This is a genomic window from Grimontia sp. AD028, assembly GCF_000973155.1.
In the GTDB taxonomy this organism is placed as follows: domain Bacteria; phylum Pseudomonadota; class Gammaproteobacteria; order Enterobacterales; family Vibrionaceae; genus Enterovibrio; species Enterovibrio indicus.
In genome coordinates, this window is sequence record NZ_LASY01000070.1 from 1 (window position 1) to 26598 (window position 26598).

The window sequence follows — 26598 nt, forward strand, 5'->3', positions numbered from 1 at the left end:
AATTCACATGCATTAAGCCCATCGGCTCCCTTTTTTGATGTTGTGTTTTAGGTGTTTTTTACCAAACGTCTTTGTCGATCTGCTTGTCCAGCTTCGGGAACTTGGTGCGATCGAACGTCGGCTTTTTGCCTTCTTTACGCTGGGTTTCATAGTCTTTAAGCAGCGCAAACACGATGCCAGACAGCGCAAGAATTGCCACAAGGTTGATGAGGGCCATCATACCCATCGACAGGTCTGCAAATGCCCAAACTGTTGGTAAATCAACAACAGCGCCGATCACTACCATTGCCAGAACAGCAACACGGTAGACATTGATGGCCTTTTTGCTTTTGAAGATGTACTCGATGTTTGATTCACCGTATGAGTAGTTGGCAATCAGTGAGGTGAATGCAAACAGCAGGATGGCGATAGCAATAAAGCCTGCACCCCATGCGCCTACTTCTTCAACCAGAGCCGCTTGAGTCAGCGCAATACCAGTGACGCCGCTGTCAGTATCCAGCATGCCTGATAGCAGGATGATAGATGCGGTCGCGGTACAGATAACGATGGTGTCGATAAACACGCCCAGCATTTGTACATAGCCTTGTGCCACTGGGTGGTTAGGGCGGGTGGTTGCTGTTGCTGCTGCGTTAGGCGCAGAACCCATACCTGCTTCGTTTGAGAACAGACCACGTTTGATACCTTGCATCATGGCTGCACCAATCGCACCGCCTGCTGCTTGTTCAAAACCAAGCGCACTGCCGATGATGGTACCGAACACATCTGGAAGCAGCGTGATGTTGATGCCGATAACGTAGAACGCGACAACCAGGTAACCAATCGCCATAAACGGAACAATCAGCTCGGCCACTTTGGCAACAGAGCGCATACCACCAAAGATGATAGGTGCCGTTGCCAGCGCCAGAATTACACCTACCCAAGTGTTATCAGTGCCGAAAGCAGTGTTCATCGCCGCAGCGATAGAGTTCGACTGTACGCCGTTGAATGCCAGACCAAATGCGATGATCAAACAGATAGCAAAGGCGATACCCAGCCAACGCTGACCCAAGCCCTTTTCAATGTAGTAGGCTGGACCACCGCGGAAGGTGTTGTCTTTGTGATTGATTTTGTATGCCTGTGCCAGTGTCGATTCTACAAAGCTGGTAGACATACCAACCAGTGCAGTAATCCACATCCAGAACACTGCGCCAGGACCGCCAAGGTAAATCGCCACGGCAACACCTGCCATGTTACCTGTGCCTACGCGGGCTGCGAGACTGGTGCTGAATGCCTGGAATGATGAGATACCACCGTCGGCGCCTTCACGGCTACCTTTGATGAGCTCAAACATGTGCCCGAAAGAGCGGAATTGGAGGAAACCGGTGCGGAAAGTGAAGTAAAGACCAGCGCCGATCAAAAGGTAAATAAGCACGCTTCCCCACAACAAGCCATTCCCGGCGTCGACAAAGGAAACGAATAGTTCTTTTAGTTCCGTCATATACAAACTCTACTGTCGTCAAATTTAAAATGGCAGTTGAGTGAGAAGGAGGAGACAAGGGATCTGAAACTTCCTTTTCAGCTCTCTGCCCCGGACAAATAACTTGTCCTGGCGACGCTTCCGTGCAGAGATTCCAGCCAGCAGATTTGCGCGTCGATTGCGCTACTTACAAATCCATTTGAGCATGATCTGTGGCCGTTTTTTGCTCACTTGACGTCAAGATAAGCAAATAAAGCGGCGGGATAATACTCCAAATTTGATCTTCTGGCATCTGTAAATTTCACTAAAAGATTAAATGTTAGGCAAATAGTTTAATAAAAGGATGTTTTTACAACATTATTTACTATCAAAGTTAACATTTTCGAAGGGGATGATCTGGCCTCACAATCGAGGGAGTTAGAAGACGTTCCTGAGAGTTAATCGTTTGCTTTCGACACTTTTCGTTCAAGGTCAGATCTGACGATCTCCAGCGCTTTTAACGCGGTTTCAGGGTCGACCTCATTGCTTTCCAAAAGGTAGATTAAATCAACAGCAAGTTTGATTTCATCAGGGGCATTATCCAGTCCTGATTGACTCATGATTCTTTACTCCTATTTGGGAAATAGATTTTGAATGCTGCTTTTATCAATTCGGCATGAAGCGGAACCAAAGCGCTCTGTTCGGTGCGATATCCGCCGCCGATAACCGCGGCGACAGGAATACCATTTTGATGACAAGTTTCCATGACGGCTTTATCTCTATCGGCGATACCGCGCTGACAAACATTCATATAACCAAGCTCGTCGTCGACGTGAATATCAACACCTGCGTCATAGATGACCATATCCGGTTGGTGCTGGGCGATAGCAAGGGTTAGGACTGGCACGAACTCAGACAGGTAAGTGTCTGATTCGACCCCTATAGGCATGGGAATATCAATATCCGAGTCTGGCTTTCTTGATGGGAAGTTTTTGTCACAGTGCACCGAAAGGGTAATGATATCTTCCCTCTCTTGAGCGAGTGTCGCTGTGCCATCACCATGATGAACATCGCAATCGACGATAAGCACCTTGTCTATATTCGGATAGAAAAGCGCGTGGTCGGCTGCGAGAATCAAATCATTGAATAGGCAAAAACCACTGCCAAAGTCTTTATGTGAGTGATGGTATCCACCAGTAAGGTGAACAGCGACACCGTGCTCAATGGCTTTATCGACAGTGAGAGTGGTTCCTCCCAGTGATGTGAGACTACGTTGTATCAGTGCCTCACTCCAGGGGAAGCCAATACGTCGCATTTTTACCAGAGGTAAGGAGCCGCTCACCAAAGCATCGACATAGTCATCGTCATGGAAACGTTTTAGATGTTGATGATCAAGACGTGTTGGCTGAAACGTTGTTACGGGCCAGCCCATTTCATCAATGTGTTCTTTGAGCAGCCGGTACTTTTGTAGCGGATACCTGTGACCTTCAGGCAATGGAAAGTCAGAATAGATCGGATGATAAATAATCGGCAACATCAGAGCTTTAGCCTTTGCGCTCACGGAAAGAGATACGGGATTCGATTTTTTGTCTGGCTTCACGACAGCGTGATAAACGCTTTTCCAGCGCCAGTAGCTGCTTCTGGGCTTGCTGCTGTTCCGCAAAGCTGGCGTATTGCCCCATCTTGGCCTCCGCATCGCGAACCATATCCTCCAGCCTTCTTTCCCACCCTTGGTGCTGTGCGAGATCCTGGTAGAGCTGGCTGATAGAAGCGCCGGTTTTCGGAGCCATGGCTTTTTCTTGCTGTCGAATAGCCAGAGTTGCCATTTCACGCTGAAGCGCACCGATTTGATTCACCAGTTTTTCGCATAGGTGCTCGGCACGCATTGCTGAAAGGCGCCCGCTTGCCTGCTCGCGTTCAATGCTATCAACGACACTTTTTGCTTCAGACACACAAGGCGTAAGCAGCCTTGCTAGGCAAGAGAACAGGCGTTCATCGAACAACGGCTTTGCACTCTCACCGCGCTTTCGGTCAATCTCCGCTGCGCGGTTTGCCAGCGTTTGAAGCTCGGTTCTGAGGGATGATAAATCCATAGCTCTTAATACCTATTGGGCTTAAAGCCAAGCGTCGATGGCCAGTTTAACGGATAGCACCACAACCACAGTAACAAACACAGGGCGAATAAACTTAGCGCCAAACTTAATAGCAGAATGTGCGCCGATGTAAGCACCTACCATCAGGCAGACACCCATAGTAAGCCCAAGTGCCCAGTTCACATGACCCAAAATGATAAAGGTAACGAGTGATGTAATGTTGCTGACGAAATTCATCGCTTTGGCCAAACCTGACGAAAGCAGAATATTCATTTTATACATCGACATCGAAGACACGGTCCAGAATGCGCCGGTTCCCGGCCCTGCAACCCCGTCATAGAATCCTAAGGTGAGCCCTTGAGCCCACTGCTTTTCTTTTAGGTGAGGCTCATCCTTCGGCAGATTGTGATTCTCTGCTTTTGGTTGGCGATGCCAGATGGTGTAGGCGGCGGTTGCCAGCACCACTAGCGGCAGGGCTTTTTCCAGCCACTCGGTGGAAATATAGTCCACGACCAAGGTACCCAAAATTGCGCCAATGAAAGTGGCGACAAAGGCATGAATCCAAAATGAAGGCGAAAACAGCTTTTTCCGGTAATAGGTAAACGCAGCCGTCGAGGAGGCAAACGTTGCTGACAGCTTATTGGTACCTAATGCGATATGCGGCGGTAAGCCAATGGAAAGCAACGCAGGAACCATTAACATGCCACCACCACCGGCAACAGCATCAATAAAACCTGCCGCAAGTGCGACCATTCCCAGAATAAAGAGGGTATTTGGATCCAGAAGTTCGAGCATCTTTATTTTTCTTTGTGTTCGATAACACGCTTAAAGGGAGGCAATGAATCCAACAAGGCTTTTCCATAACGCCTTGTAACAACTCGTCTGTCTAGCAAAACGACTCTACCAGAGTCCTGTTCTTTGCGCAGCAGTCTACCTGCTGATTGAACAAGCTTTTTACTGGCTTCCGGCACGGAGATCTGGAGGAATGCATTACCGCCTTTTCGCTCTAGATACTCAGCATGAGCTTCTTCCACCGGAGAGGTGGGTACCGCAAACGGAATTTTGGTGATGATAAGGTTGGTCAGCTGTTCTCCGGGCAAATCGAGACCTTCAGAAAAGCTGCCCGTTCCGAAAAGGATGCTGATCTGGCCTTTTTCACAACACTTGCGGTGCGCGTCCAATATAGAGGTGCGTGATGCTTCTCCCTGCACATGAAGGTGCCAGCCAAGTTTTTTGATATCGGCACGCATCTTTTCAGCGACCTGATTCATCTGCCAGTAAGAGGAAAAAAGTACCAAGCTGGCAGTTTCACCTTCGAGGTATTCCATCAAGATATCGGGAAGGTGGCTGGTGAACTTTTCGTCTTGCGGTTCGCAAGGCATAGCTGGGACGACCAGACGCGCGTTTTCCTGATAATCAAACGGTGACGGCAAAGCAAGAAAACGTGTGCCATCGTTTTCGTCCAATCCCACCTGGCGACAAAAGTATGTGAATGAGTTTAGGGCACGTAATGTGGCTGAAAGAAGGCACACTCCTGCTGCGCGAGACCAAAGTAGTTGGTCCAGTCGCCAACCGATTTCCAACGGTGATACATGAACAATAAGGTCAGATTCGCGCTCGGGACATTTTTGAATCCACCTAGCCAGTGGTGCACCTTTATCTGAATTAGGTTGTGCCATCAGCGTCCACACTTTTTCGAGATTCTCTAAGCGCTGTAAGAAAAAGGCGCATTCAGCAAGAAGAGGGTCGGCAAGCCTTGAAGCAAGTTCACCGTCTTTTACACGCTCCGAGATAAGGTCGTGGAGTTTTGCGAGCGACTGATTAGCTTTTTTTGCGGCTTTTTGCATTTCTTTAGATTCAAGATGTAAGGCTTCGGGTAGCTCACCATCAGTAAAACGATAGACGCCATCATTATTCAGAGGGAAACCAATCAGCATGTCGCGGATGCTTCGCAGCCCGGGAATAAGCACTTGGATTCCTGACTGCAACGCATCTAAAAAGCGGCCACTGCGTTTGATGTCGCCGCCATTGGCAATCTTGGATGCGCTTTGGTTGAGTTTTTCCAGCCAGGATGCAGCGCCAACCAAGCTTGCAGATGCAGCAGAGAAATCTCGCGCGACAGTGGGCAAGTGGTGTGCTTCGTCGACCATATAAAGCGCGTGCTCTGGCTCAGGCAGAATCACGCCACCGCCGAGTTCTAAATCCGCCATCAATAAACTGTGATTAGCAACAACAACATCGGCTTTGTCCAGATGTTCGCGGGCCTTTGCGAAAGGGCAGTTACGATGAGCGGCTAATCCTGAATGGCATGTGTGCTTATCTGAAACAATAGTTTGCCAGAGGTGATCAGGAATCGTTTTGGGCCAGGCATCTCTGTCACCATTCCATTTTCCGCGGGAATAAGCACTATACATGGTGTTAACCATGTCGATATCTGCCTTTTTGGGTTTCTCTGTAAACAAGGCTTGCTGCCCATGTCCTTCAGCGCTGGCAGCGGCGGCGAGTTTCTCCCCACAACAATAGCGCTGGCGACCTTTTGCCAGCACAAAGCTGAACTCCCTTGAAACCACTCGGCGAAACAGTGGCAGGTCTTTTTCTATTAACTGTTCTTGCAGAGCGACTGTGGCCGTGGAAACCACCACCTTTTTATTGTTGTTGAGGGCGTAACAAATGGACCCCATCAGGTAAGCCATTGACTTACCGATACCCGTTCCTGCTTCCGCCACCAGAATACGTCTTTTTGGGTTGTATTCCCCCGCGAGTGTTTTTGCAATTTCAGCAACAAGGTAGTTTTGCGCTTTTCTTGGAATAAAATTCTGTAGCTGGGCTCTCAAATTCTCGTAGCTGGAGCGGATGTCTTTTTTGGTTGATGGGCTAAGCATGTTTGTCACAATCTGAGTGGTAGAGCCGCAGTATATCACGCGCGGAGAATGTGAAAGAGTTCAAGTATTCGATCATTTATTCCAATTTATGCGATTTAGATCACGAATATCAATTGAACTAATATTAGCTATCACTATGAAATCCAAAGGGAATGCCATTCACTGCACAAATTGCTTACATGTAGAATATAATTCTGATTCATGGGTATATTATTGTTGTTTGTAGATTAATGCTCTGATATGGCTTTGCGATCAACTTTGCAGAATTTTGACAATGTGGTTTCGTTTCCGTGACCCTGCTCGACGGGTTGTGTTTATCTACATGTATTTAAAGGTTATTTTTGTTTTTTGACATTGATTTTGGTTGATTTGACAGATTTTAGATTTCTCTGCACTCTAAGTTTCGAAGTTTAAGCGTACTTGTTGTGATGTTTTAGTGACGTTGTGACACGTACAAACATAAAAGGGATCCTGGAACAGGAATTCCAATCTAATAAAGAAAAGGCAGTGGATTAACATGAAAAAGACTATCCTAGCGATGGCAGTACCAGCTCTGCTGGCTGCTGGTGCAGCGCAAGCGGCGGTTTCAGTATATGACCAAGACGGCACCTCTGTAAGCCTTTCAGGCACGGCAGAAATCCAATACCGCTTGACTGGTAAGCAGGACCATGCGAACGAAGATGCTCAAATCCGTGTTGATGACGGTGACTTGAGCGTCGGTATCAAACATCAAATTAATGATGACCTGTACTCTGTAGGTAAATTGCAACTTCGTGTTGGTGAAACTACAGAAAACACGGCTGACGCAGGCTCTGGTTCTGGTGACGTAACAAACGGCGACTTATATGCAGGTCTTGGTGGTTCTTTCGGCGAAGTAACTTTTGGCCGTCAAGCTGCTTTCATTGATGATGCTGGTATTAGCACTGAGAAAGAGTTGAAAGACTCTGCTGGTTTGCAGTTTGAAGATACAGATTTTGACCAGCTGGTAAAATATAGCTACAGCAATGACAATTTCTGGGCGGGTGCTAGCTACAATGTAAGCCAAAGCGATACTGCTGGTAAGAATAACGATGAGCTATACGAGATCGCATTTGGTTTACCAGTTGCGGAAGTATTTGATTTTGCTATTTTCTATGGCAATTACGTCAATGAACAGTCCGACGATGTAGATAACAAAGGCGTTGTAGTTCAAGGCACCTATAGCGATGGTCCATTCTACGCTGGACTGTTGTACGGTAACTTTGAAAATGAACAAGCGTCGACAGGTGCAAAAACTGGTGATACCGATGTTTGGGAATTCGCTGTTGCTTACACCATTGGAGATGGCAAGTTTGGCGCTGGTGTTGCGTTCGAAGATGATAGCAAAAGCAAAAAAGAAGACACCTCTTGGTATGTCAACTACTCTTACTCTCTAAGCTCGCTGACTACAGTCTACGCTGAAGTTGGCTTTGAAGACGAAGACGCTGAAGGTGTTGTCGATGACTTTGATGGTACTGGTTATGCAGTGGGTTTGGAAGTGAAATTCTAAAGCTATCTGGACTTCTTATAAAGCCGCCTTCATGGCGGCTTTATTTTTAATTAGGAATAACTTCGCATGAAATTAGTTTGCTTACTCTTTAGTATTTTGCTGAGCAGTCCAGCATTTTCTGCATCACTTTCAGTGGAACAGGGGTTAGATGTACTGGCCATAAATGGAACAAAAGTTGATTATCGAAAAGATTCTTTTGCTCTGGAGGATGGTGCTAATCAGATAGTCGTGAGAGTGGACAGAGATTTCAGAGTTGGGTCCAAGTCTGATGTGTTTACATCTTCTCCGTTTGTTGTTTCATTTGAAGCATCCAAAGACGTCTCTATTGGGCTGCCTAATCGTGTGAACAATTTTAGGAAAGCGGAACTTGAGTTTAAAGATGATACTCCTGAGTGGAACATACAAGCTAATGGTAAGCTTATAAATTATAAAAGTGAAAAGTTGCCTGGTGGGGCTGGTTTATTCCCATACTCTGATGTAGAAAAGTTACTTCGAAGCTATAATGCGGACAATGGTGTATTAATCGAAAATGGTATAGTTTCGAGCGAAAATGAATTGCTACCAGCTTCATCTATAAGTCCTATAAATGAACAATCTGACAATCTTACTCAGCTCAAACTCTGGTACACTAAAGCGTCAAAAGAAGAACGCAAGGCATTCCGTAAATGGGTGATTGACCAAGAGTAAAAAACGCCGAGAGGCGTTTTTTTATGCATGGTGATATCGACTATGTTCTCTGCAGGCTCGACAGCGTGATTCTGCAGGGTCAGAAAGAATATCCTCGACTTCAACCTCTTCTTCACAATCTGCACACAGCCCAAATAGGCCAGTATGAATAGCACAAAGTGCGGCATCGATTTTCTCTAGTCGTAAGCCATCGTCATGTAATTTTGTGCTTTTTTCCCTTCTACATAATTTAATCAGATGCGCTGTCGGGACGTTAGAAACGTCCAATCCGGTTAGGCCAATCAATGCATCTTCCAATCTGCTGCGTACCGCTTCCTTCTCATTCGCGAGCTTTTGTTGTAGCTGTGCTACAGTTTCTGTATCAATCATTGTGATCTCTCGGTGCGCGTTGTAACCGGATCAGTGTAGTGATACCAGCCTTATTTGTTCTGATATATATCAAGACATAACGAGTTAGGTTTGAGCAATGCGTATATTGACCCTGCAGTTTGTCGGTATTTAGCCGTTCGCTAAACGGTTATATTTGCAACCTGCTCAACAAAAGTCAGAACAAAAAGGATGTACGAGATGGACACTAACTTTAAAGACCCGTTTAACTTTGCTTATTTCTTGGGAATGATCGCTGTGCTGCTCATTCCTACGCTGCCAGCTACCTTGACCTGGATTGGCATGCTAAGCAGATAAAACCCTGTTTGGGAGGAAGAGTGCAAGAGTCGATTAAACGCATACTGCTTCTGAGTATCGGATGGGTCTGTGTACTGTTAGGTGTGATTGGCATCTTTCTCCCATTATTGCCAACAACCCCTTTTATGCTTCTCGCTAGCGCATGTTTCATGCGTGGCTCTCCCCGTATCGCTCACTGGCTCCATAACCATCCAACCTTTGGTCCGGCGATCAATAACTGGAATGAGCACCGGGCCATTGACAAGAAAATTAAGCGACGGGCAACTGTCTTTATCGTGCTCAGCTTTTCACTCTCTATCGTGATTGTTCCTGAGCTTTGGCACAAGATCATGCTAGTGACCATGTGTGTCGCACTTTTATTTTGGTTTAACCGTTTGCGTGAAATCGAACCTGTTGCCGGAGCCTCAGAAAATACATAACATGAGCCCTTCGTCTCCCCATCGGCTGGCTATTGAAAGCGCGCGTAAATGGGGTCATTTACTTCCAGCATTATCGGAAGCCACATACCGTGGTGAGTCATTATGAGCCAAGACAAAATCGCATTTATCAAAGACAGCATCAAAACCATTCCTGACTATCCAAAACCAGGCATTATGTTCCGCGACATCACTAGTCTGATGGAAAACGCAGAAGCGTATAGAGCGACCATTGGCTTGCTCGTGGAAAAATACAAAGATCAGGGTTTCACAAAAATTGTGGGTACTGAGTCCCGTGGCTTTCTGTTTGGAGCACCATTGGCACTGGAATTAGGCGTCGGTTTTGTTCCTGTTCGTAAACCAGGAAAGCTGCCACGTGAAGTGATCAGCGAAAGCTACGAACTCGAATACGGCACAGACAAGCTCGAAATTCACACGGATGCTATTGTTGAAGGCGACAAAGTACTGATGGTTGATGACTTGCTTGCGACTGGCGGTACGATTGAAGCAACCACTAAACTAATCCGCCGTTTGGGTGGTGATGTCGCCCATGCAGCATTTATCATCAATCTGCCAGAAATTGGCGGAGAAAAACGTCTTCAAGAGAATGGCATCGACGTTTATAGCATCTGCCAGTTTGACGGTCATTAATCGAGCGTTCAAACCGTTGGAGCAAGAAGAGCGTGTTCGTCAAGATCGCGCTCTTTTTACGTCTGTGCTAGCATGGCAGCAGACTATTGGAAGAATTTATAACGCATGAGTTATCAGGTACTAGCCAGAAAATGGCGACCACACCAGTTCCAAGATGTGGTTGGCCAATCCCATGTATTGACCGCTTTAGCGAATGCGCTCGATCACAATCGTTTACATCACGCCTATCTGTTCAGTGGCACGCGCGGTGTGGGTAAGACCACTATCGCCCGCATCTTTGCCAAAGGCTTGAACTGCGAACAGGGTGTAACCTCAACGCCTTGTGGAGTGTGCTCGACCTGTCAGGAAATCGATCAAGGTAGGTTTGTTGACCTGTTGGAGATTGATGCTGCTTCACGCACCAAAGTAGAAGATACTCGTGACCTTCTGGACAACGTTCAGTACAAACCCGCTCGTGGTCGCTACAAAGTCTATCTGATAGACGAAGTGCACATGCTCTCGCGCCACAGCTTTAACGCGTTACTCAAAACACTCGAAGAGCCGCCTGAGTATGTGAAATTTCTGCTAGCAACCACTGATCCACAAAAGCTGCCAGTCACCATTCTGTCGCGTTGTCTGCAATTCCATTTGAAGCATTTGGACGCCACGCAGATAAAAGATCAATTGTCACACGTTCTCGAGCAAGAAACGGTTTCAGCAGAACCTAGAGCACTGTCCCTTATCGCACGTGCGGCTGAAGGCAGTATGCGTGATGCGCTATCGCTGACTGATCAAGCGATTGCTTTAGGTAATGGCAGTGTTCTCGAAGGCCAAGTAACAGAAATGCTGGGCACTTTGAGCACCGATCAGGCGATCTTACTGCTGGAAGCGTTGGCAGAAGGCCATGCAAACCATGTGATGCAGTGCTTGACGCACTTAGCCGAAGTGGGTGTTGAGTGGGATGGACTATTAAAAGAAATAGCGGGGCAATTGCATCGCGTGGCCATGGCGCAAGCCTTACCTGAGTCTGTTGATGCTTCATCTCCGGATGCAGAACGTATTTTGATGCTGGGTCAATCCATTTCTCCGCAAGATGTACAACTTTACTACCAGATTGCGTTGCAGGGACGTCAGGATTTGCCTTATGCACCGGATGGGCGTGCAGGTCTTGAGATGGTGTTGCTGCGAATGCTGGCATTTAGGCCAGTCACGTCTCAGCAATATCAGCCTTCTGTGGTTAGCGTCCCTACGAATGAAGCAGGGAAAGCACCAGCGGTGTCTGCACCTCAGTCCAACTCCAGGCTTGAAACGTTAAAAGCACAGGTTGAAGCTAGTCGTACAGTGAGTAAGGCTGCTCCTGCTCCTGCTCCTGCTCCTGCTCCTGCTCCTGCTCCTGCTCCTGCGCAGCCAGCGCTTAATCCAACGCAGTCTCAACCTATTCAAGCTGCTCAGCCGAATGTGGTTCAGGACGATCCTCAGATGTCTGCGCATATGGCAGCGATGGAGATGGAAGCGCAGCGGGAAACTGAGTCCCATGCTGACTACGATTTGCCGTCTCAACCAACGGTAGTAACATCACCTCAGCAGCCTCAGCAGCCTCAGCAGCCTCAGCAAACAGCACCTTCTTCCGCAGGGAGTCTGGTGGCCGCACGCAACATGTTGAGAAGCCGGGTTCGTCATCAAGAGGGCCAATCGCCAAAAAAGGGTAGTGCGGCAACAGCCGGCGGTGATGCACTGTCGGTTATCGACCGGATCGCAGCAAAACATAAACCTGCTGATCCTGCTGTTTTTCAGCAAGCGTCGATGCCGAATGAAAATGCCGCGACCCAAGATGAAGCTTATCGTTGGAAACCGACCAAGATAGAAACGGCCGAAGAAAAGCCCGTTACTGTTACGCCGGATAAGATTAAAAAAGCGCTGCAACACGAGCGCACGCCGGAAATGCGCGATAAGCTGGAAAAAGAGTCGATTGAGTTGGATGAGTGGAGTCGCATTGCCAGCGCGCTGGAAGCACCGCGATTGGTCAAGCAGATGGCATTGAACGCATCCATGGAGCGACATGGCGACCAGATCAATCTTTGTTTGCGTGGTGAGCAAGCGCACTTGAACACTGAAAAAGCACAGGCTGCCTTGCTTGATGCTTTAAGCAATCAGCTGGGTACTTCAATAACATTGTCAGTCACGCAGGGAGAAGCGGGAACGACACCGCTGGAATGGCGTGACAGGCTTTATACAGAAAAATTGGCTCAGGCTTCACAAAGCCTGAGTGATGATCCCAATGTTCGCTTTATCTGCCAGCGTTTTGCCGCGCAACTGGATGAAGAGAGCGTTAGACCTATATAAACCTAAAAGGGCTGTGATTTAGATATCTCAGCGCAAAGCTAAATAGAGAGAAGAGTATGTTTGGTAAAGGCGGAATGGGCAACCTGATGAAGCAGGCGCAGCAAATGCAAGAGCGCATGCAGAAGATGCAGGAAGAAATTGCGAATATGGAAGTCACCGGCGAAGCGGGTGCAGGCCTGGTAAAAGTGACCATCACCGGCAGCCACAGTGTTCGTCGCGTTGAGCTGGATGACAGCCTGATGGAAGACGACAAAGACATGCTGGAAGACCTGATTGCTGCAGCCTTTAACGATGCAGCGCGTCGTATTGAAGAAGCTCAGAAAGAGAAAATGGCTTCAGTCACTGGCGGCATGCAGATGCCACCAGGCTTTAAAATGCCATTCTAAGTATGCGTACAAGCCAACTGCTTGAGCAGTTGATGGAAGCCTTGCGTTGTTTGCCTGGGGTCGGTCCCAAGTCAGCACAGCGCATGGCTTTTCATCTTCTGCAACGTAATCGCCAAGGTGGTGTGAAGCTTTCTGAAGCGTTACTTTCTGCGATGACAGATATCGGACATTGCGGTAAATGCAGGACCTTTACTGAGGAAGAGGAGTGTGCGATTTGTGCTAATCCCCGTCGTCAGGAAAACGGTCAGATCTGTGTGGTAGAAAGCCCTGCTGATATTGCTGCGATTGAAGCTACTGGCCAATACTCTGGCCGTTACTTTGTTCTTATGGGGCATTTATCACCACTTGATGGAATTGGCCCTTCTGATATCGGTTTGGATTTGTTGGAAAAGCGTTTATCGTCAGAGTCAATTTCTGAGCTTATCCTAGCAACTAACCCAACGGTAGAAGGTGAAGCGACCGCGCATTACATCAGTGAGCTTTGTCTAGAACATAGTGTCATTGCTAGCCGCATCGCACACGGTGTGCCAATGGGCGGAGAGTTGGAGCTGGTGGATGGTACCACGCTCTCTCATTCGATTATTGGACGTCACCGTCTGGGATAAAAAAAGGCCGCTTAGCGGCCTTTTTAGTTTTTGTCGATCACGACTTGCTGTAAAGCACCAGCGAACCATGGTTCAAACTGGTAAGCAGCAGTGAACCGTCATTCAATACATCAATGCGGCGAACCTTTTCAGCGCCTAGGCGGTAGAAAGTGCGTACCAGAGTCAGGTCCTCCTCTGAAAACTCCGCGGTATCTCCGGTCGTCACATCTTTGATGCTACCGAGCTTGAGTTTCAGATAGCCGCCACTGATTTCCCATTCACCGGACTCGGATATCGACATCACCACTTGAGTATTCTGCTCTTCATTTTTCAACACAATTTGAGTGTCACGGGAATAAGTATTATCGGGCAAAAACACCATATTGCTTTGTTGTTCGGTCTCTGTCAGACCTGCCACATCACGATAATCGGCTTCTTCAATATGATTGATCGTACGTGACTTCCATTCCTTAGATAACAGCAGGTTGGAAGTGCGCATGTCTTCACCGAGGAAAATCCAAGCGCTAGCTAATACTGAAATCAGCAACAAGGCAAATGGACCAAATCGCTTTAGCTGATCACGACGTCTTGGTGCGTTATGACTCAACGACATAGTGCGTCGCTCCCTTGCTGGCTGGTAAGAAGAACATAAGTAATGTTGTCATCTGCGTCTTTGGCACTGTGGATATAGTTCAGGGAAATTTGGTTATCTTGACCGCCCGTCACAATCACTTCTTCCAATTCGCGCTCTTCACGATAGAAACCAATGTACTTTTCAACACAGCGCTGAACCATGGGTTGCCATTGGTTGATACGCGCATTGGTCACGGGAATGTAAACCGGTACATCTTCCACCGTTAAGATTTCCCGAAATGCTTCAGATTTAGGAGTGGAAGCAACGTAAAATGCCAGAGGTACCAGCAATGCGAGCACGAATGCTACCCATGAGCCAAGCGGGATTTTCACCGCAACCGGAGCTCTAGGAATGTCCGCTTGTTCTGGCTGAGGTGCCGATACAGCAACCTCTGTTGGTGACTCTTGGAGCTCGCTTTCAGCTTCAGCAGTTACGATCTCTGCTTCGACAACGTCGTCTTCCATCTCATTGACAGTAGATTTTGGCAGGTCAACTTCCTGATCGTTATAGACTTCTACTGAACACACTACCTGATATCCACGTTTTGGCACGGTTTTGACAAACATCGGGCTTTTCGTGGAGTCTTTCAGGCCTTTTCTTAAGGTAGAAATAGATTGTGTCAGGCTGGAATCGTCGACTTCGAAACCTTGCTTGCGCCATACAAAGTCGTGGATTCGGTTTCGGGTGACAATAGCGTGAGGTTCTTCTATGAGAACCATCAATACTCGGCACTCGTTACTGCCCAGTCGGATCAACTCATTATTTTCATAAAGATCAATCAAAGAGCTGTCGCTGGGAGAAAAAACAAAACGCTCTCCCAGAAGGTAACGGTTCGATTTATTTAACATTCGATTTACTTACCTGCGCGAATCTTGAAAAGTTTGGCGGGTTAACCTCGAAATTGGAGGTGAATAGCGCCTAAATTGGCTAAAAATAAAGACGATTATACCTGAAATGCGAAAAATAGCTCAAGAAATCAAAAATTCCTTGCCTGCCCTTGAATTGGAAAATCGTGACCATATTTACAGGTAGTGATTAAACCAAAATACATTTAGTTTGGGGTTAAAATGAGCGATCAAGCGACTCTACAAAGTAAGGAAACACGTGGTTTCCAATCTGAAGTGAAGCAACTGCTACACTTGATGATCCACTCACTCTATTCCAACAAAGAGATCTTCCTGCGTGAGCTGATCTCTAATGCTTCGGATGCATCTGACAAGTTGCGTTTCAAGGCACTGTCGGATTCAGCACTGTATGAGAGTGATGGTGATCTTCGTGTCCGCCTGAGCGTAAATAAAGAAGCGGGCACTTTGACTGTTGAAGACAACGGCATTGGTATGAGCCGTGACGAGGTGATTGAAAACCTCGGTACGATTGCAAAATCAGGCACAGCAGATTTCTTTAAACAACTTTCCGAAGACCAATCGAAAGACAGCCAGCTGATTGGTCAGTTTGGTGTGGGCTTCTACTCTGCATTTATTGTTGCAGACAAAGTCACCGTTATGACCCGCGCAGCAGGTGCTGAAGCCTCAGAAGGTGTTCAGTGGGAATCGGCTGGCGAAGGTGAATACACCATCGAAGGCATTGATAAAGCGTCTCGAGGTACATCTATTACGCTTCACCTTCGTGAAGAAGACAAAGAGTTTCTGGATGAATGGCGTTTGCGTGACGTGATCGGTAAATACTCTGATCATATTGGTATCCCTGTCGAAATGTGGGAGCAGGAACGCGACGAAGAAGGCAAAGAAACGGGCGAAGGTAAGTGGGAAAAGGTCAATAAAGCTCAGGCTCTGTGGACTCGTTCAAAATCAGACATTTCTGATGAAGAGTACAACGAGTTCTATAAGCATCTGTCCCATGATTTCGCTGACCCACTGCAGTGGAGCCACAACCGCGTAGAAGGTAAAAACGACTACACCAGCCTTCTTTACATTCCATCTAAAGCTCCATGGGATATGTTCAACCGCGATCATAAACACGGCCTGAAGCTTTACGTGCAGCGCGTGTTCATCATGGATGATGCGTCGCAGTTCATGCCAAGCTACCTGCGCTTTGTCCGCGGTTTGATTGACTCAAACGATCTGCCATTGAACGTTTCCCGCGAAATACTGCAAGACAATAAAGTGACTCAGTCTTTGCGTAATGCCTGCACCAAGCGTGTTCTGACCATGCTTGAGCGTTTGGCAAACAATGACGCGGACAAATACCAGAGTTTCTGGAAAGAATTTGGTTTGGTACTGAAAGAAGGACCGGCGGAAGATTTTTCAAATCGTGAGAAAGTCGCTGGCTTACTGCGCTTTGCCTCGACGGAAACAGACAGCAGTGAACAAACCGTTTCTCTTGCTGACTATGTATCTCGCATGAAGGAAGAGCAGGACAAGATTTACTATCTGACTGCAGATTCTTATCAGGCAGCAAAAAACAGTCCTCACTTAGAGCAATTCAAAGCCAAAGGTATTGAAGTCATTCTGATGTATGACCGTATCGATGAATGGCTGATGAGCTATCTGCCTGAGTTTGATGGCAAGCAATTCCAGGCGATCACTAAAGCGGACTTGGATCTCAGCAAGTTTGAAGATGACGCAGAGAAAGAGAAACGCGAAGAAACCGAAAAAGAGTTTGCATCTGTGGTTGATCGAACCAAAGCATATCTTGGTGACCGTGTGAAAGATGTTCGTCCTACGTTCAAACTGTCTGGCACACCAGCGGTGGTGGTCACCGACCAGTTTGAAATGGGTACACAGATGGCGAAGCTACTGGCTGCGGCTGGGCAAGAAGCACCAGAAGTGAAATACATCTTTGAGATGAACCCAGAGCACACTCTGGTGAAGCAAATGGCTGACGAAGCGGACGAAGAAGTGTTCGGACGCTGGGTTGAGATGCTGTTGGGTCAGGCGATGCTTGCAGAGCGCGGCTCGATGGATGATCCATCTCAATTCCTTAGTGCGGTGAACCAACTTCTGACTAAAGGCTAATTGCATAACGATTCATTTTCGTTATTAATATGACCGAGCCCAGCGGGAATGCTGGGCTTATTAACTTCAATACCTAAACGATTTTGTGATCCATAGCCTCTTCTTTTGCCGACCCAATGTCGAATGAAGAAACTAAGAGACCTGAGCCGATGTCAGCGCCAATTGTGTTGAAAACGTCGGGCACGAGGTTGTTTAGGTATCAATATACGTGTATGTTTCGTGTTTTTGCGAAACTCCAAAGTAAATAAAGGGGATAACTATGCGCATCATTCTTCTGGGCGCACCAGGTGCAGGTAAAGGGACTCAAGCGCAGTTCATCATGGAAAAATATGGTATTCCACAAATTTCCACTGGTGACATGCTGCGTGCAGCAATCAAAGCCGGCACCGAGCTGGGCAAACAGGCGAAAGCAGTTATCGACGCGGGCCAACTGGTATCTGACGATATCATCCTTGGTCTGGTTAAAGAGCGCATTGCACAAGAAGACTGTGCGAAAGGCTTCCTTCTGGATGGCTTCCCACGCACTATTCCACAGGCAGACGGCCTGAAAGACATCGGCGTAGTGGTTGACTACGTACTGGAATTCGACGTGCCAGACAGCGTTATCGTTGAGCGTATGAGTGGTCGCCGCGCGCACCTGGCTTCTGGCCGTACTTACCACGTGGTTTACAACCCGCCTAAAGTGGAAGGTAAAGACGATGTAACTGGCGAAGATTTGGTTGTTCGTGATGACGACAAAGAAGAAACCGTACGTGCTCGTCTGGGTGTATACCACGATCAAACAGCACCGCTGATTGCTTACTACTCAAAAGAAGCGGAAGCAGGTAACACCAAGTACCTGAAATTTGATGGTACTCAGCAAGTTGCTGAAGTAAGCGAAGAAATCGCTAAAGCGCTGGATTAATATCCCCAGTGTTTAAAAAAAGGGCAATCAATACGATTGCCCTTTTTTGATCTTTTTCTCCCAAAGAAAAGTAGTGGTATCCTCGGGGTAAAACAATCTGTGTTGCAGGACGAAATGGAAAACAAAAACAACAAAGTAGGAGTATTGCTGGCTAACCTCGGCACACCGGAAGCACCGACCGCACAAGCAGTAAAAGCCTTTCTCAGCGAATTTCTTCATGATCAGCGTGTCGTCGATATGACACGTTGGCTGTGGTGTCCGCTATTGCACGGGATTATCTTGCCTGTGCGTTCTCCCAAGGTAGCAAAACTCTATCAAACCGTCTGGATGGAAGAAGGTTCACCACTGATGGTCTACTCCAAGCGTCAAAAAGAGGCGTTGGAGCGGGAAGCGGGATTACCTGTTGAGCTCGGCATGACGTATGGCAACCCAAGCATTCTGACGGGTGTTGAAGCGTTAAAAGCCAAAGGCTGTAATAAAATTCTCGTGCTGCCGCTTTATCCGCAGTACTCGCGCACCACGACAGCGGCTGTTTTCGACAAAATTGCGAAATCACTGAAGCAAATGCCCGAATTACCAGAGTTCCGTTTTGTGAACCACTACTACAGTGAAGACAGCTATATCGAAGCGCTGGCGCAATCGGTTGAAGCCCACTGGGCAGAGCATGGTAAACCTGACATGCTGCTTTGCTCTTATCACGGCATTCCAAAACGCTACGCAGACAACGGTGACCCGTACCAGAGTCACTGTATAGGAACAACAGAAAAACTGGTGGCAAGATTGTCCAGCGATGTACCGCTGAAAACGACATTCCAGTCGCGTTTTGGTCGTGAAGAGTGGCTACAGCCCTATACCGACAAAACGCTAGAAAGATTGCCAAGTGAAGGGGTGAAGCGTCTGGATGTGATTACGCCGGCGTTCTCTGCGGATTGTTTGGAGACATTGGAAGAGATTTCTGAGCAGTGCCATGAGAGCTTTATGGAAGCTGGCGGCGAGTCATTCAGATACATCCCTTGCCTCAATGATTCTCCTGCTCATATCGACATGATGAAGCTGTTGGTAGAACGAAATACCAAAAGTTGGTAACGCCTTCTTTTCATTTTCGTTTTATGCCCGGGCTGATTTTTCACCCGGGCATATTTTTGTCCGAAAGATTCCTCGCTGAAATTTGTGTGATAGAATTCGCACTTTCGCCACAACAACGACGCATTGAATCATGAAATTCCCGGGCCAACGCAAGTCTAAGCATTACTTTCCTGTCCATGCACGCGATCCACTTTTGGTGCAAGCGAGCGAGCAGCGCAAGCTGAAACGTCCACATGTTATCGGTATCGACCAGACGCTGGTGGATATTGAAGCGAAAGTAGCCGACGATTTCGTTGCGAAATACGAGTTGAGTAAAGGGCATTCTTTGGTGATTGATGACAAGCGCGCAGAAGCGCTGTATCAAGAACTCAAAGATAACAACATGGTTAGTCACGAGTTTGCAGGCGGTACTATTGGTAATACGTTGCACAACTACTCAACGCTTGCCGACGACAAGTCTATTCTGCTTGGTGTCATGAGCCAAGACATCACGATCGGCAGCTATGCATATCGCTATCTTTGTAACACTTCAAGCCGCATGGACCTTAACTACTTGCAGGCAGTTCAAGGGCCAATTGGTCGTTGTTACACGCTGATCAGTGAAGAAGGTGAGCGTACTTTCGCTATCAGCGAAGGTTTGATGAACCAGCTTCACGCAGACTCTATCCCAGAGCATATCTTCAAAAATGCATCTGCATTGGTACTGACCGCTTATCTGGTTCGCTGCAAGGAGGGTGACCCAATGCCTGAAGCGACGATGAAAGCGATCGAATATGCGAAGAAACACGACGTACCTGTGGTAATGACTATGGGCACCAAGTACGTGATTCAAAACAATCCGCAATGGTGGCGTGACTTCCTGTCAGAGCATGTTTCTGTTGTTGCAATGAACGAAGAAGAAGCGGAAGCGCTGACTGGTGAGTCTGATCCTTTGTTGGCGGCAGACAAAACCCTTGAGTGGGTAGACATGGTGCTATGTACAGCTGGTCCTGTGGGACTTTACATGGCTGGCTACACGGAAGAAGAAGCCAAGCGTGAAACCAGCTTGCCGTTGTTGCCTGGCTCAATTGCCGAATTCAACCGCTACGAATTCAGCCGCCCAATGAAAAAGTCGGACTGTGAAAACCCATTTAAGGTTTACTCACACATTGCGCCTTACATGGGTGGCCCAGAGCGTATAAAGAACACCAACGGTGCGGGTGATGGTGCATTGTCAGCGGTACTACATGATATGTCTGCAAATCGCTATCACCGTGATAACGTGCCAAACTCCAGCAAGCACGCCCATTCGTTCCTGACCTACAGCTCGTTCTCTCAGGTATGTAAATACGCCAACCGTGTAAGCTATGAAGTGCTGGCGCAGCATTCACCACGTTTGTCTCGTGGCCTGCCAGAGAAAGAGGATTCTTTAGAAGAAGCGTACTGGGAACGTTAATCTCTTCGACTTAACTAAGCACCAACTGAGTTGTGATTAGCGACTTTAAAAAAATCCGCCACTTGGGCGGATTTTTTAATTGGTAGGGAGAACGACTCGAATGAACTGGAGTCGTTGGGCTTAAGACAGTCTCTTAGCCCATGTATTCGTCGCGCGGACGAGTGTGTGATAAAGGGTATCAAAAGACGCTTTGGGCTCAAGGATGGGATCTTCGATATCGCTAAGGCCAATCCATTGGCCGATTAGCATGGTTTTGCCTCTCGAACCTGGAGAAAGCAGCGCGACTTCCTCAATATGCTCATGGGACATCACCAAAATTAAATCAAAGCCATCGCAAAGCTCTGGCGAAAGCTGACGCGCATTGTGGTTAGAAATATCAAGGCCATTTTCGTGACATACTTGCTGGCTATATGGATGAGCCATTGCGTCAAGAAGATTGCTCTTGGTAACTGCAGTGCCGGCTGATTCAATGACAAATTCTGGCAAAAGCTTCTTTAGCAAAGCCTCTGCAATTGGTGACCGGCAGATATTCCCAGTACACACCACGAGAATGTGCTTAAACATGTTCGGACTCCTTTAAGCGATCTACCTGATTTGATTTCGGGGGTATAGAGACTAACTGCCCCAAAGCAGGTAAAGCCGAACATGCATTGGCAATGAAGAGTATCAGGATAAATGTCAGCGCATTCGCCATTGGCTGAAGGTTAAAATCCACACTGATATGAATGAGCATACCAATGATGGACATGATACAACCCAGCGCTATTCCTTTCATTGTTCGGCTATGTCTTTTCCGAATCGTATGGAAGGCGCGCGCAAAGGCCAAAAGTACCACGATGCCTAAAAGCAATGTCGCTGGAATTCCTGCTTCGACCATAAACTGGATATAGTCATTATGGGCATGGTCATAGAACCCAATATCGGCCTTGGAATACATGGGAAAGACCGTGTAAAAGCTCGCCATACCAGTGCCGGTGAAAGGGAAGTCCCTGATAATATACAGTGACCATACCACCACCTGATCGCGGGACTCCGCGCCAAGGGAGGTTTCAACCAAGCGCTGTTTAACCTTTTCCAGCCCGAATAAGGCACCCACAACGATTGTGTCGACAGCAATAACACTGCCCACCAAGATGGTTAAAGCACGTGGCTTATTTTTATAAAACACCAATGCAAGTAAACCACCGATTGCTGTCGCGGCAAAAAAAGCAGTATTTCCCATTCTCGAACGTGTCATTACCAACGCAATCACCATGATCACAAGGCAGAGGCGTATATACATTTTCCGGCTGAGAATACCTTCCATCAGTCGTTTAACAAACATATGGCGCGACTCGGAAGGGGAGGTATGAAGCTGAGAGACGATAAGGCCAATACCCATACAAAGCGTCATCATCAAATAATTTGCTAAGTGGTTCTTGTAAACAAAAGAGCCAGTGGCAATCCCTTTTTCACTATAACCAAATATCAGGCTCTCTTCGATATCAAGCAAAACGACCATTGCTGCGTAGAAGGCCTGTAAGGTGCCGCTAACCACAATTACCAATACCACTTGCTTAAGTCGCTTACTGGAGTTCACGAGATATATGGCGTTGAAAACCAGCATGGTGTAGGCAATCCCTTTGAAAAGAGACGCCAATGTCATTCGAGAATCAAGGGAAATAAAACCTTCGGGTGCTCCAACGAGTTGGTAAATCTCGGCACTTTTTCCAGAAAAGACGGCTAGTACTTCCCAAGGAAGAGGAAGAGTTTGAAACAATACCCATAGCTGGAACAGTGCCAAACCAGAAAGAAGCCATTTGTAATGCTTTAACGGCTCGAAAGGTAAATTCCCCCGATAGGCGATGATCAGCAGTATTGATTGAAATGCTATCCAGAATTCCGCAATTGACCATGCCCAATCTCGATTGCTCCCAAGGGGGATAGGTAACCAAATGATAAGCGCGAGTAGGGAATAGAACGAGGATTTTTCAATAGACGCCATGTGAATCACTCAATTTGTGAGTACAACAAAAAGCCCAACGAACGCTGGGCTTTGGTGGGGTGAATCTTTTCTGAAAATGATTAGTTTGGAGAGATGACGTCTTCACCACCCCCACCTTGGCCGCCGACTGCCGGCGCTGATGGTGGAGCAGGGCCAACGGCAGCGGTTTGGATACCAGCCGCGGTTGCTTCTGCGATTTCTGTTGGGTCAAGCCCAGCCAACAGTGCCGCAGTCGTAATGTTTTCGTTGGCAATCCCTGCATCTCGGGCAAACTGCGCAATTTCAATCGCTTTGTCCGGCGCGGCGGTCATTGCTGCCTGAATCGCGAACTGAGGGTCGACGCCTTCCATCTCCAACAATAAAGCGAGGATTTCAACTGCGAACTCGGCGTTTTCAAACAAAACGTTCTGGTATGTTTCCTCGCTTGGAACATCACCGAGTTGTGAAATGATGGATTGACGCTGTTCGTCACTTTCGAAAGCAAAGGCCATTGATGACAAAGCCAAGCTTGTTACACCGAAAATGGTGGTGGTAATCTTCATGTTTTTTCCTTGAAAGTGTTTTCAAGAGTCTGATTAAAAAGACTATATCAAAGTTAAAATGATTAAAGATAACTTCAAAGCAATTAGAAAAGCTCAATCAGTGAATGGCTTTTGCTTTTGACTGAAGTGTCGCAATTAGACTGCAAAAATATGTACCAAGCAGTACGCCAAAAACATTGACGATCATATCCAGCCAGGAAAACTGTCTTGATGGGATCTGGGACTGCAGTGATTCGTCTAGTACGACCAAGATCAGGACAAAGAGAGTTGTAACGGGAAGCCCTAAAATAATTCCCTTCGATGAGGCTAGGCGGCAGAGTATGCCCAGCGCGACAGAGCCAAACATATGCAGATAAATGGCACCACCGATCATGAGTTCAGTTGCTTTTATATGGTTGCCCCAAATACCGGCAGATTTCAGTACTGAAGCACCACCCAAGAAAGACAACATTGCGATGAGGATAAAAAACGGAGCTTTATGAACGCTATACACAGGCTTTGACCCTAATAGTGTTGAAAGCAAGCAGGTTACACATTCTTTGTTTCGCGGAGGAGTAAGAAATCATAGTCTCCAGCGCTTCTCTGTGACGCCATATACGAGCCAAAGAAACAAGATGTTTAGATGCCAAAACTTGTTCATCCAAATCTGCTTTTTCCCACCTTGTAAAAGTATACTCAATCATGAGTAATCGACTCGATGGGGCATATGGGCCGAAAAGTGAAGCTAAATGAATGTATCTATCGCGCTCACGCTTTGATTCTGAGAGCTTTGCTAACTCAACGTAAGTATTGGACCAAGTGGGTCTTATGTGGGTACTGGTCTGCAGAACTGATTGTGAATCAAGGTAGGACTCATCCTTTTTTTCAAGGTATGACATCCACTGGTCGAAGAGCACAATGCTGTTTAACTGGTGAGCGGTCGCCGATGAAGCTAATGCCGCTTCCATTAGCTGCTCATCGTTTTTACGTAATGGCTGGTTGGGATGTTGTGAAAAAGAATCGAGCCTAGTCGTTATTGCGTTTGCAGTTAGTGCATCTTCAAGAGAAAGTGGAGCTAAGACGGCCAATAACAACGCGAAAAAAAGTGCAGTTACAGAAACAAAATAAAGTTTCATATGCAGCTTAGCATCCCAATAAGTTTCAAATTTAATTTCCTTTTGTCAAACCAAAGCTGGACTTGGAGCGTTATTCGCTTCCAAGTCCATATTGCTTTTACCTTAATGTACTAGAACGATAGGTGTTGTTGAGAAGCCAGCTAGGCATTTCGTACTGTGGAATTTTACCATCTTGCGTAATGTTGGTTTGATGGTAAGAGTGCTGGTTCCAGATGCGAGTAGCGTTTTTCCATTGATTGCCATTAGACTCAAAAACGCGCACGCCTCGATGCGTGTTGAAACGGGAATCATAATCGTTAGAAACAACAATTAACTCTGCATTATCATCACCTTCTAGGTCAACAAGGATAGGATATTCCCAGAGCGTAGCACTAGAATTTGCTACTGATAGCAATGATTCACCGGTCGCTCCATGGAGTACTTGTACGCCAAGTTGATCTTGAATAATAAGCTCATCACTTCCATCTGCATCAAAATCAAAGGCACTTACACCAATTTTTCCGCTAGTACCGTCACTAATCTCGCGAGTCCATACCAAATTACCGTCCACATCATGCATGTCTACGCTTTTATAGCCTGAATATGCAATCCCTAAGTCCCCATCCTCTAAAAATGCGGATATGGCTTGGACGCCGCCACCATGTGCGAGTCCTTTATCTAACTCCCAGATTACCGTACCGTCTTCATCGACGAGCGCAAAGTAATGGCTATTGTTGTACGACCCTGGTACAGAAACAATCAACTCTGGAGTGCCATTGCCATCTGTATCTGCCACGGCAGAAAACCAAGCACCTTTACCTTTCGGGTGAGACCAAAGGAGTTGGCCAACCGAATCGTAGAGGTTACCTCCAGCAAAAATAACTTGCTCAGAAGCGTTTGTGGCTTTGAAAGAGATCGCGCTTGGTGACCAAGCATGAGAAAACAAAAAACCGGTATCAGAACTATATACGGCATCAGCGTTCAAAATTTCGGGTATACCGTCTTGATTTATATCGCTGACACCGATGTTGCTAACACTTCTTCCATAACGCTCAATTTGCTTTTTAATCCTTCCACTATGGCTGAGAATGTTAATAAATTTATCTTCACGATTAGCGACTATCACTTCAACCAGGCCGTCGTTGTCCACATCAGCTATCGCTGGTGAATATCGAGGGTCAGCAAAAATAGCACCATCTTCGTAGTTCCAAAGATCTGAGCCATCCACTCCGCTTAACGCTCTAACAATACCCGGCTTTGCATAGTTAGATCCGTTAAATGACGTTATAACAATGTCTGCAACATCAAGGTGATTGATTTCTCCATCGCCATTGTCATCATTAAGTTGTCCTACTACTGGTGTCATCATTACTTGATTAAAGTCGGGGAAAATACTACTTCCGCTCCAATGCCACTTTAGCTGAGTATTTAGAGTAGGGGTCGGTAGCTGGCCATTGAAGGGCAAATAACCCAATGACATTGAGCCTTTCCAGCTATTGGCTATTATTCCAACGTTTGAAGAACCAGATGGTGCAACAATATCGGCATAAGGAGACAGTACCAATCCTTCAATAGATACACCTGATAAGCTCAGCGAGGTAGCTTCGAAAATATTAAATACTGCTTTTTGTTTATGGGGAGAAAAGTCAGATAAACTAATATTACTCAATGGTTTGAAATCAGGTTTATCACCACTAATATTTACAATAATAGTAGCTTCATCAGGTATGCACTGTAGATATATCGAATGTGCCTTTTCAAGTTCGAAACCGTCCAAATTGAAAACTTGAACATCACTAAGACAGTCACCCTCTAAATATAACCCACCCCATTGAAGCGTTACACTTCCGTTACTATCTAACTTGCTTAGGTTGTTGGATAGCACCTGATGCTTGTTCTCAAGCGCGTTGAAATCAATTGGCATGTCGGAGTACCCAGTAATGGTGCTACCATTTGCCAACCCCAAGTATATTGATTCAGACACATTGGATGTATCACCACCAACAACACCACTTCCTTGATATAGTCGTCCATTTACGTAGTTCAAATCCCCTCCGACAATCAGAGAGTGACTGGTTGCTGGAAATGAGTCCTCGCCATACAGTATACTATATCCGTTTAGCGATGCATTTCCTGCAACGGCCAGTGGGCCCTCACTCGATGAATGTGGAGAACTAAAATTACCAAATATTAAAGCACTATAATCATTTGTTATGGCATTGGTGTTAGCGGCGAAGGTTAAAATTAATATACCAAGTATTTTTTTCATTTCTTTC

26 protein-coding genes are annotated in these 26598 nt (G+C 46.7%); 11 read left to right on the forward strand and 15 right to left on the reverse strand.

Annotation, left to right across the window (positions count from 1 at the left end; genetic code table 11):
- Positions 1–58 precede the first annotated feature (58 nt).
- The 6 genes from RN22_RS15710 to dinG all read right to left on the reverse strand — a co-directional run bounded on the left by RN22_RS15710 (position 59) and on the right by dinG (position 6410).
- Positions 59–1477 (reverse strand): sodium:alanine symporter family protein, encoded by a 1419-nt coding sequence (locus RN22_RS15710; RefSeq protein ID WP_002535528.1) that lies wholly within the window; start codon positions 1475–1477, stop codon positions 59–61.
- Between the two features lie 416 nt (positions 1478–1893).
- Positions 1894–2055 (reverse strand): pleiotropic regulatory protein RsmS, encoded by a 162-nt coding sequence (rsmS, locus tag RN22_RS15715; protein WP_046305656.1) that lies wholly within the window; start codon positions 2053–2055, stop codon positions 1894–1896.
- The gene (locus tag RN22_RS15720) at positions 2052–2972 is read right to left on the reverse strand and encodes a histone deacetylase (protein WP_046305657.1); all 921 of its coding nucleotides are present in this window, start codon (positions 2970–2972) and stop codon (positions 2052–2054) included. Before RN22_RS15720 ends, rsmS begins: the two co-directional genes overlap by 4 nt.
- Positions 2973–2979: 7 nt before the next feature.
- Positions 2980–3528 carry a primosomal replication protein PriC gene (priC, locus tag RN22_RS15725; protein WP_046305658.1) on the reverse strand — a complete coding sequence of 183 codons (549 nt, stop codon included), beginning with the start codon at positions 3526–3528 and terminating at the stop codon, positions 2980–2982.
- A 21-nt stretch (positions 3529–3549) separates the two neighbouring features.
- Positions 3550–4323 (reverse strand): TSUP family transporter, encoded by a 774-nt coding sequence (locus tag RN22_RS15730; protein WP_046305659.1) that lies wholly within the window; start codon positions 4321–4323, stop codon positions 3550–3552.
- Positions 4324–4325: 2 nt separating this feature from the next.
- Positions 4326–6410 (reverse strand): ATP-dependent DNA helicase DinG, encoded by a 2085-nt coding sequence (dinG, locus tag RN22_RS15735; RefSeq protein ID WP_046305660.1) that lies wholly within the window; start codon positions 6408–6410, stop codon positions 4326–4328.
- Positions 6411–6927: 517 nt separating this feature from the next.
- Here dinG and RN22_RS15740 point away from each other — a divergent pair.
- Both RN22_RS15740 and RN22_RS15745 read left to right on the forward strand, forming a co-directional pair.
- Positions 6928–7938, forward strand: coding sequence for a porin (locus tag RN22_RS15740; protein WP_046305661.1), 1011 nt, complete (start codon positions 6928–6930; stop codon positions 7936–7938).
- 66 nt (positions 7939–8004) lie between these two features.
- Positions 8005–8625, forward strand: a complete 621-nt coding sequence (locus RN22_RS15745) for a DUF2057 domain-containing protein (RefSeq protein ID WP_046305662.1) — start codon at positions 8005–8007, stop codon at positions 8623–8625.
- Positions 8626–8646: 21 nt separating this feature from the next.
- On the opposite strand, the gene RN22_RS15750 is transcribed toward RN22_RS15745, so the two are convergent.
- Complete coding sequence (locus tag RN22_RS15750) at positions 8647–8994, reverse strand: RNA polymerase-binding protein DksA (protein WP_046305663.1); 348 nt, start codon at positions 8992–8994, stop codon at positions 8647–8649.
- Positions 8995–9329: 335 nt separating this feature from the next.
- On the opposite strand from RN22_RS15750, the gene RN22_RS15760 reads away from it, so the two are divergent.
- The 5 genes from RN22_RS15760 to recR all read left to right on the forward strand — a co-directional run bounded on the left by RN22_RS15760 (position 9330) and on the right by recR (position 13689).
- Positions 9330–9728, forward strand: coding sequence for a YbaN family protein (locus tag RN22_RS15760; protein ID WP_046305664.1), 399 nt, complete (start codon positions 9330–9332; stop codon positions 9726–9728).
- 102 nt (positions 9729–9830) lie between these two features.
- Positions 9831–10376, forward strand: a complete 546-nt coding sequence (gene apt / locus RN22_RS15765; RefSeq protein ID WP_046305665.1) for an adenine phosphoribosyltransferase — start codon at positions 9831–9833, stop codon at positions 10374–10376.
- 105 nt (positions 10377–10481) lie between these two features.
- Positions 10482–12698 carry a DNA polymerase III subunit gamma/tau gene (gene dnaX / locus RN22_RS15770; RefSeq protein WP_046305666.1) on the forward strand — a complete coding sequence of 739 codons (2217 nt, stop codon included), beginning with the start codon at positions 10482–10484 and terminating at the stop codon, positions 12696–12698.
- A gap of 56 nt (positions 12699–12754) precedes the next feature.
- Complete coding sequence (locus RN22_RS15775) at positions 12755–13084, forward strand: YbaB/EbfC family nucleoid-associated protein (protein ID WP_002539630.1); 330 nt, start codon at positions 12755–12757, stop codon at positions 13082–13084.
- A 2-nt stretch (positions 13085–13086) separates the two neighbouring features.
- A complete protein-coding gene (gene recR, locus RN22_RS15780; protein WP_002539629.1) occupies positions 13087–13689 on the forward strand; it encodes a recombination mediator RecR in 603 nt (200 codons plus the stop codon).
- 37 nt (positions 13690–13726) lie between these two features.
- Here the strand turns inward: recR and RN22_RS15785 are convergent, their stop codons facing one another.
- Both RN22_RS15785 and RN22_RS15790 read right to left on the reverse strand, forming a co-directional pair.
- Positions 13727–14281 (reverse strand): regulatory protein ToxS, encoded by a 555-nt coding sequence (locus tag RN22_RS15785; RefSeq protein WP_046305667.1) that lies wholly within the window; start codon positions 14279–14281, stop codon positions 13727–13729.
- Complete coding sequence (locus RN22_RS15790; RefSeq protein WP_046305668.1) at positions 14272–15150, reverse strand: transcriptional regulator; 879 nt, start codon at positions 15148–15150, stop codon at positions 14272–14274. Before RN22_RS15790 ends, RN22_RS15785 begins: the two co-directional genes overlap by 10 nt.
- Positions 15151–15369: 219 nt before the next feature.
- Between RN22_RS15790 and htpG the strand changes: the two genes are divergently transcribed.
- From htpG to RN22_RS15810, 4 genes are all read left to right on the forward strand, one after another.
- Positions 15370–17277, forward strand: a complete 1908-nt coding sequence (gene htpG / locus RN22_RS15795; protein WP_046305669.1) for a molecular chaperone HtpG — start codon at positions 15370–15372, stop codon at positions 17275–17277.
- Between the two features lie 259 nt (positions 17278–17536).
- Positions 17537–18181, forward strand: coding sequence for an adenylate kinase (adk, locus tag RN22_RS15800; RefSeq protein WP_046305670.1), 645 nt, complete (start codon positions 17537–17539; stop codon positions 18179–18181).
- Positions 18182–18295: 114 nt separating this feature from the next.
- Complete coding sequence (gene hemH / locus RN22_RS15805; protein WP_046305671.1) at positions 18296–19267, forward strand: ferrochelatase; 972 nt, start codon at positions 18296–18298, stop codon at positions 19265–19267.
- Positions 19268–19397: 130 nt separating this feature from the next.
- Positions 19398–20702 (forward strand): inosine/guanosine kinase, encoded by a 1305-nt coding sequence (locus tag RN22_RS15810; RefSeq protein ID WP_046305672.1) that lies wholly within the window; start codon positions 19398–19400, stop codon positions 20700–20702.
- Between the two features lie 120 nt (positions 20703–20822).
- Here the strand turns inward: RN22_RS15810 and RN22_RS15815 are convergent, their stop codons facing one another.
- From RN22_RS15815 to RN22_RS15840, 6 genes are all read right to left on the reverse strand, one after another.
- Entirely contained in the window at positions 20823–21266 is a 444-nt protein-coding gene (locus tag RN22_RS15815) for a low molecular weight protein-tyrosine-phosphatase (RefSeq protein WP_046305673.1), read from the reverse strand.
- Positions 21259–22686: an O-antigen ligase gene (locus tag RN22_RS15820; protein ID WP_046305674.1), complete on the reverse strand. Its 1428-nt coding sequence runs from the start codon at positions 22684–22686 to the stop codon at positions 21259–21261. Before RN22_RS15820 ends, RN22_RS15815 begins: the two co-directional genes overlap by 8 nt.
- A gap of 80 nt (positions 22687–22766) precedes the next feature.
- On the reverse strand, positions 22767–23228 hold the full coding sequence (locus tag RN22_RS15825; RefSeq protein WP_046305675.1) for a hypothetical protein: 462 nt from the start codon (positions 23226–23228) through the stop codon (positions 22767–22769).
- 97 nt (positions 23229–23325) lie between these two features.
- Complete coding sequence (locus RN22_RS15830) at positions 23326–23721, reverse strand: VanZ family protein (protein WP_046305676.1); 396 nt, start codon at positions 23719–23721, stop codon at positions 23326–23328.
- Positions 23714–24343, reverse strand: a complete 630-nt coding sequence (locus RN22_RS15835) for a hypothetical protein (RefSeq protein ID WP_046305677.1) — start codon at positions 24341–24343, stop codon at positions 23714–23716. The genes RN22_RS15830 and RN22_RS15835 overlap by 8 nt, the downstream gene beginning before the upstream one ends.
- Before the next feature lie 97 nt (positions 24344–24440).
- The gene (locus RN22_RS15840) at positions 24441–26591 is read right to left on the reverse strand and encodes a choice-of-anchor A family protein (protein WP_046305678.1); all 2151 of its coding nucleotides are present in this window, start codon (positions 26589–26591) and stop codon (positions 24441–24443) included.
- Positions 26592–26598: the final 7 nt, after the last annotated feature.

Bases quoted from the DNA above. Each gene is read 5' to 3' on its own strand.
- RN22_RS15710 (WP_002535528.1), bottom strand. From the start codon at position 1,477: ATGACGGAACTAAAAGAACTATTCGTTTCCTTTGTCGACGCCGGGAAT.
- rsmS (WP_046305656.1), bottom strand. From the start codon at position 2,055: ATGAGTCAATCAGGACTGGATAATGCCCCTGATGAAATCAAACTTGCT.
- RN22_RS15720 (WP_046305657.1), bottom strand. From the start codon at position 2,972: ATGTTGCCGATTATTTATCATCCGATCTATTCTGACTTTCCATTGCCT.
- priC (WP_046305658.1), bottom strand. From the start codon at position 3,528: ATGGATTTATCATCCCTCAGAACCGAGCTTCAAACGCTGGCAAACCGC.
- RN22_RS15730 (WP_046305659.1), bottom strand. From the start codon at position 4,323: ATGCTCGAACTTCTGGATCCAAATACCCTCTTTATTCTGGGAATGGTC.
- dinG (WP_046305660.1), bottom strand. From the start codon at position 6,410: ATGCTTAGCCCATCAACCAAAAAAGACATCCGCTCCAGCTACGAGAAT.
- RN22_RS15740 (WP_046305661.1), top strand. From the start codon at position 6,928: ATGAAAAAGACTATCCTAGCGATGGCAGTACCAGCTCTGCTGGCTGCT.
- RN22_RS15745 (WP_046305662.1), top strand. From the start codon at position 8,005: ATGAAATTAGTTTGCTTACTCTTTAGTATTTTGCTGAGCAGTCCAGCA.
- RN22_RS15750 (WP_046305663.1), bottom strand. From the start codon at position 8,994: ATGATTGATACAGAAACTGTAGCACAGCTACAACAAAAGCTCGCGAAT.
- apt (WP_046305665.1), top strand. From the start codon at position 9,831: ATGAGCCAAGACAAAATCGCATTTATCAAAGACAGCATCAAAACCATT.
- dnaX (WP_046305666.1), top strand. From the start codon at position 10,482: ATGAGTTATCAGGTACTAGCCAGAAAATGGCGACCACACCAGTTCCAA.
- RN22_RS15775 (WP_002539630.1), top strand. From the start codon at position 12,755: ATGTTTGGTAAAGGCGGAATGGGCAACCTGATGAAGCAGGCGCAGCAA.
- recR (WP_002539629.1), top strand. From the start codon at position 13,087: ATGCGTACAAGCCAACTGCTTGAGCAGTTGATGGAAGCCTTGCGTTGT.
- RN22_RS15785 (WP_046305667.1), bottom strand. From the start codon at position 14,281: ATGTCGTTGAGTCATAACGCACCAAGACGTCGTGATCAGCTAAAGCGA.
- RN22_RS15790 (WP_046305668.1), bottom strand. From the start codon at position 15,150: ATGTTAAATAAATCGAACCGTTACCTTCTGGGAGAGCGTTTTGTTTTT.
- htpG (WP_046305669.1), top strand. From the start codon at position 15,370: ATGAGCGATCAAGCGACTCTACAAAGTAAGGAAACACGTGGTTTCCAA.
- adk (WP_046305670.1), top strand. From the start codon at position 17,537: ATGCGCATCATTCTTCTGGGCGCACCAGGTGCAGGTAAAGGGACTCAA.
- hemH (WP_046305671.1), top strand. From the start codon at position 18,296: ATGGAAAACAAAAACAACAAAGTAGGAGTATTGCTGGCTAACCTCGGC.
- RN22_RS15810 (WP_046305672.1), top strand. From the start codon at position 19,398: ATGAAATTCCCGGGCCAACGCAAGTCTAAGCATTACTTTCCTGTCCAT.
- RN22_RS15815 (WP_046305673.1), bottom strand. From the start codon at position 21,266: ATGTTTAAGCACATTCTCGTGGTGTGTACTGGGAATATCTGCCGGTCA.
- RN22_RS15820 (WP_046305674.1), bottom strand. From the start codon at position 22,686: ATGGCGTCTATTGAAAAATCCTCGTTCTATTCCCTACTCGCGCTTATC.
- RN22_RS15825 (WP_046305675.1), bottom strand. From the start codon at position 23,228: ATGAAGATTACCACCACCATTTTCGGTGTAACAAGCTTGGCTTTGTCA.
- RN22_RS15835 (WP_046305677.1), bottom strand. From the start codon at position 24,343: ATGAAACTTTATTTTGTTTCTGTAACTGCACTTTTTTTCGCGTTGTTA.
- RN22_RS15840 (WP_046305678.1), bottom strand. From the start codon at position 26,591: ATGAAAAAAATACTTGGTATATTAATTTTAACCTTCGCCGCTAACACC.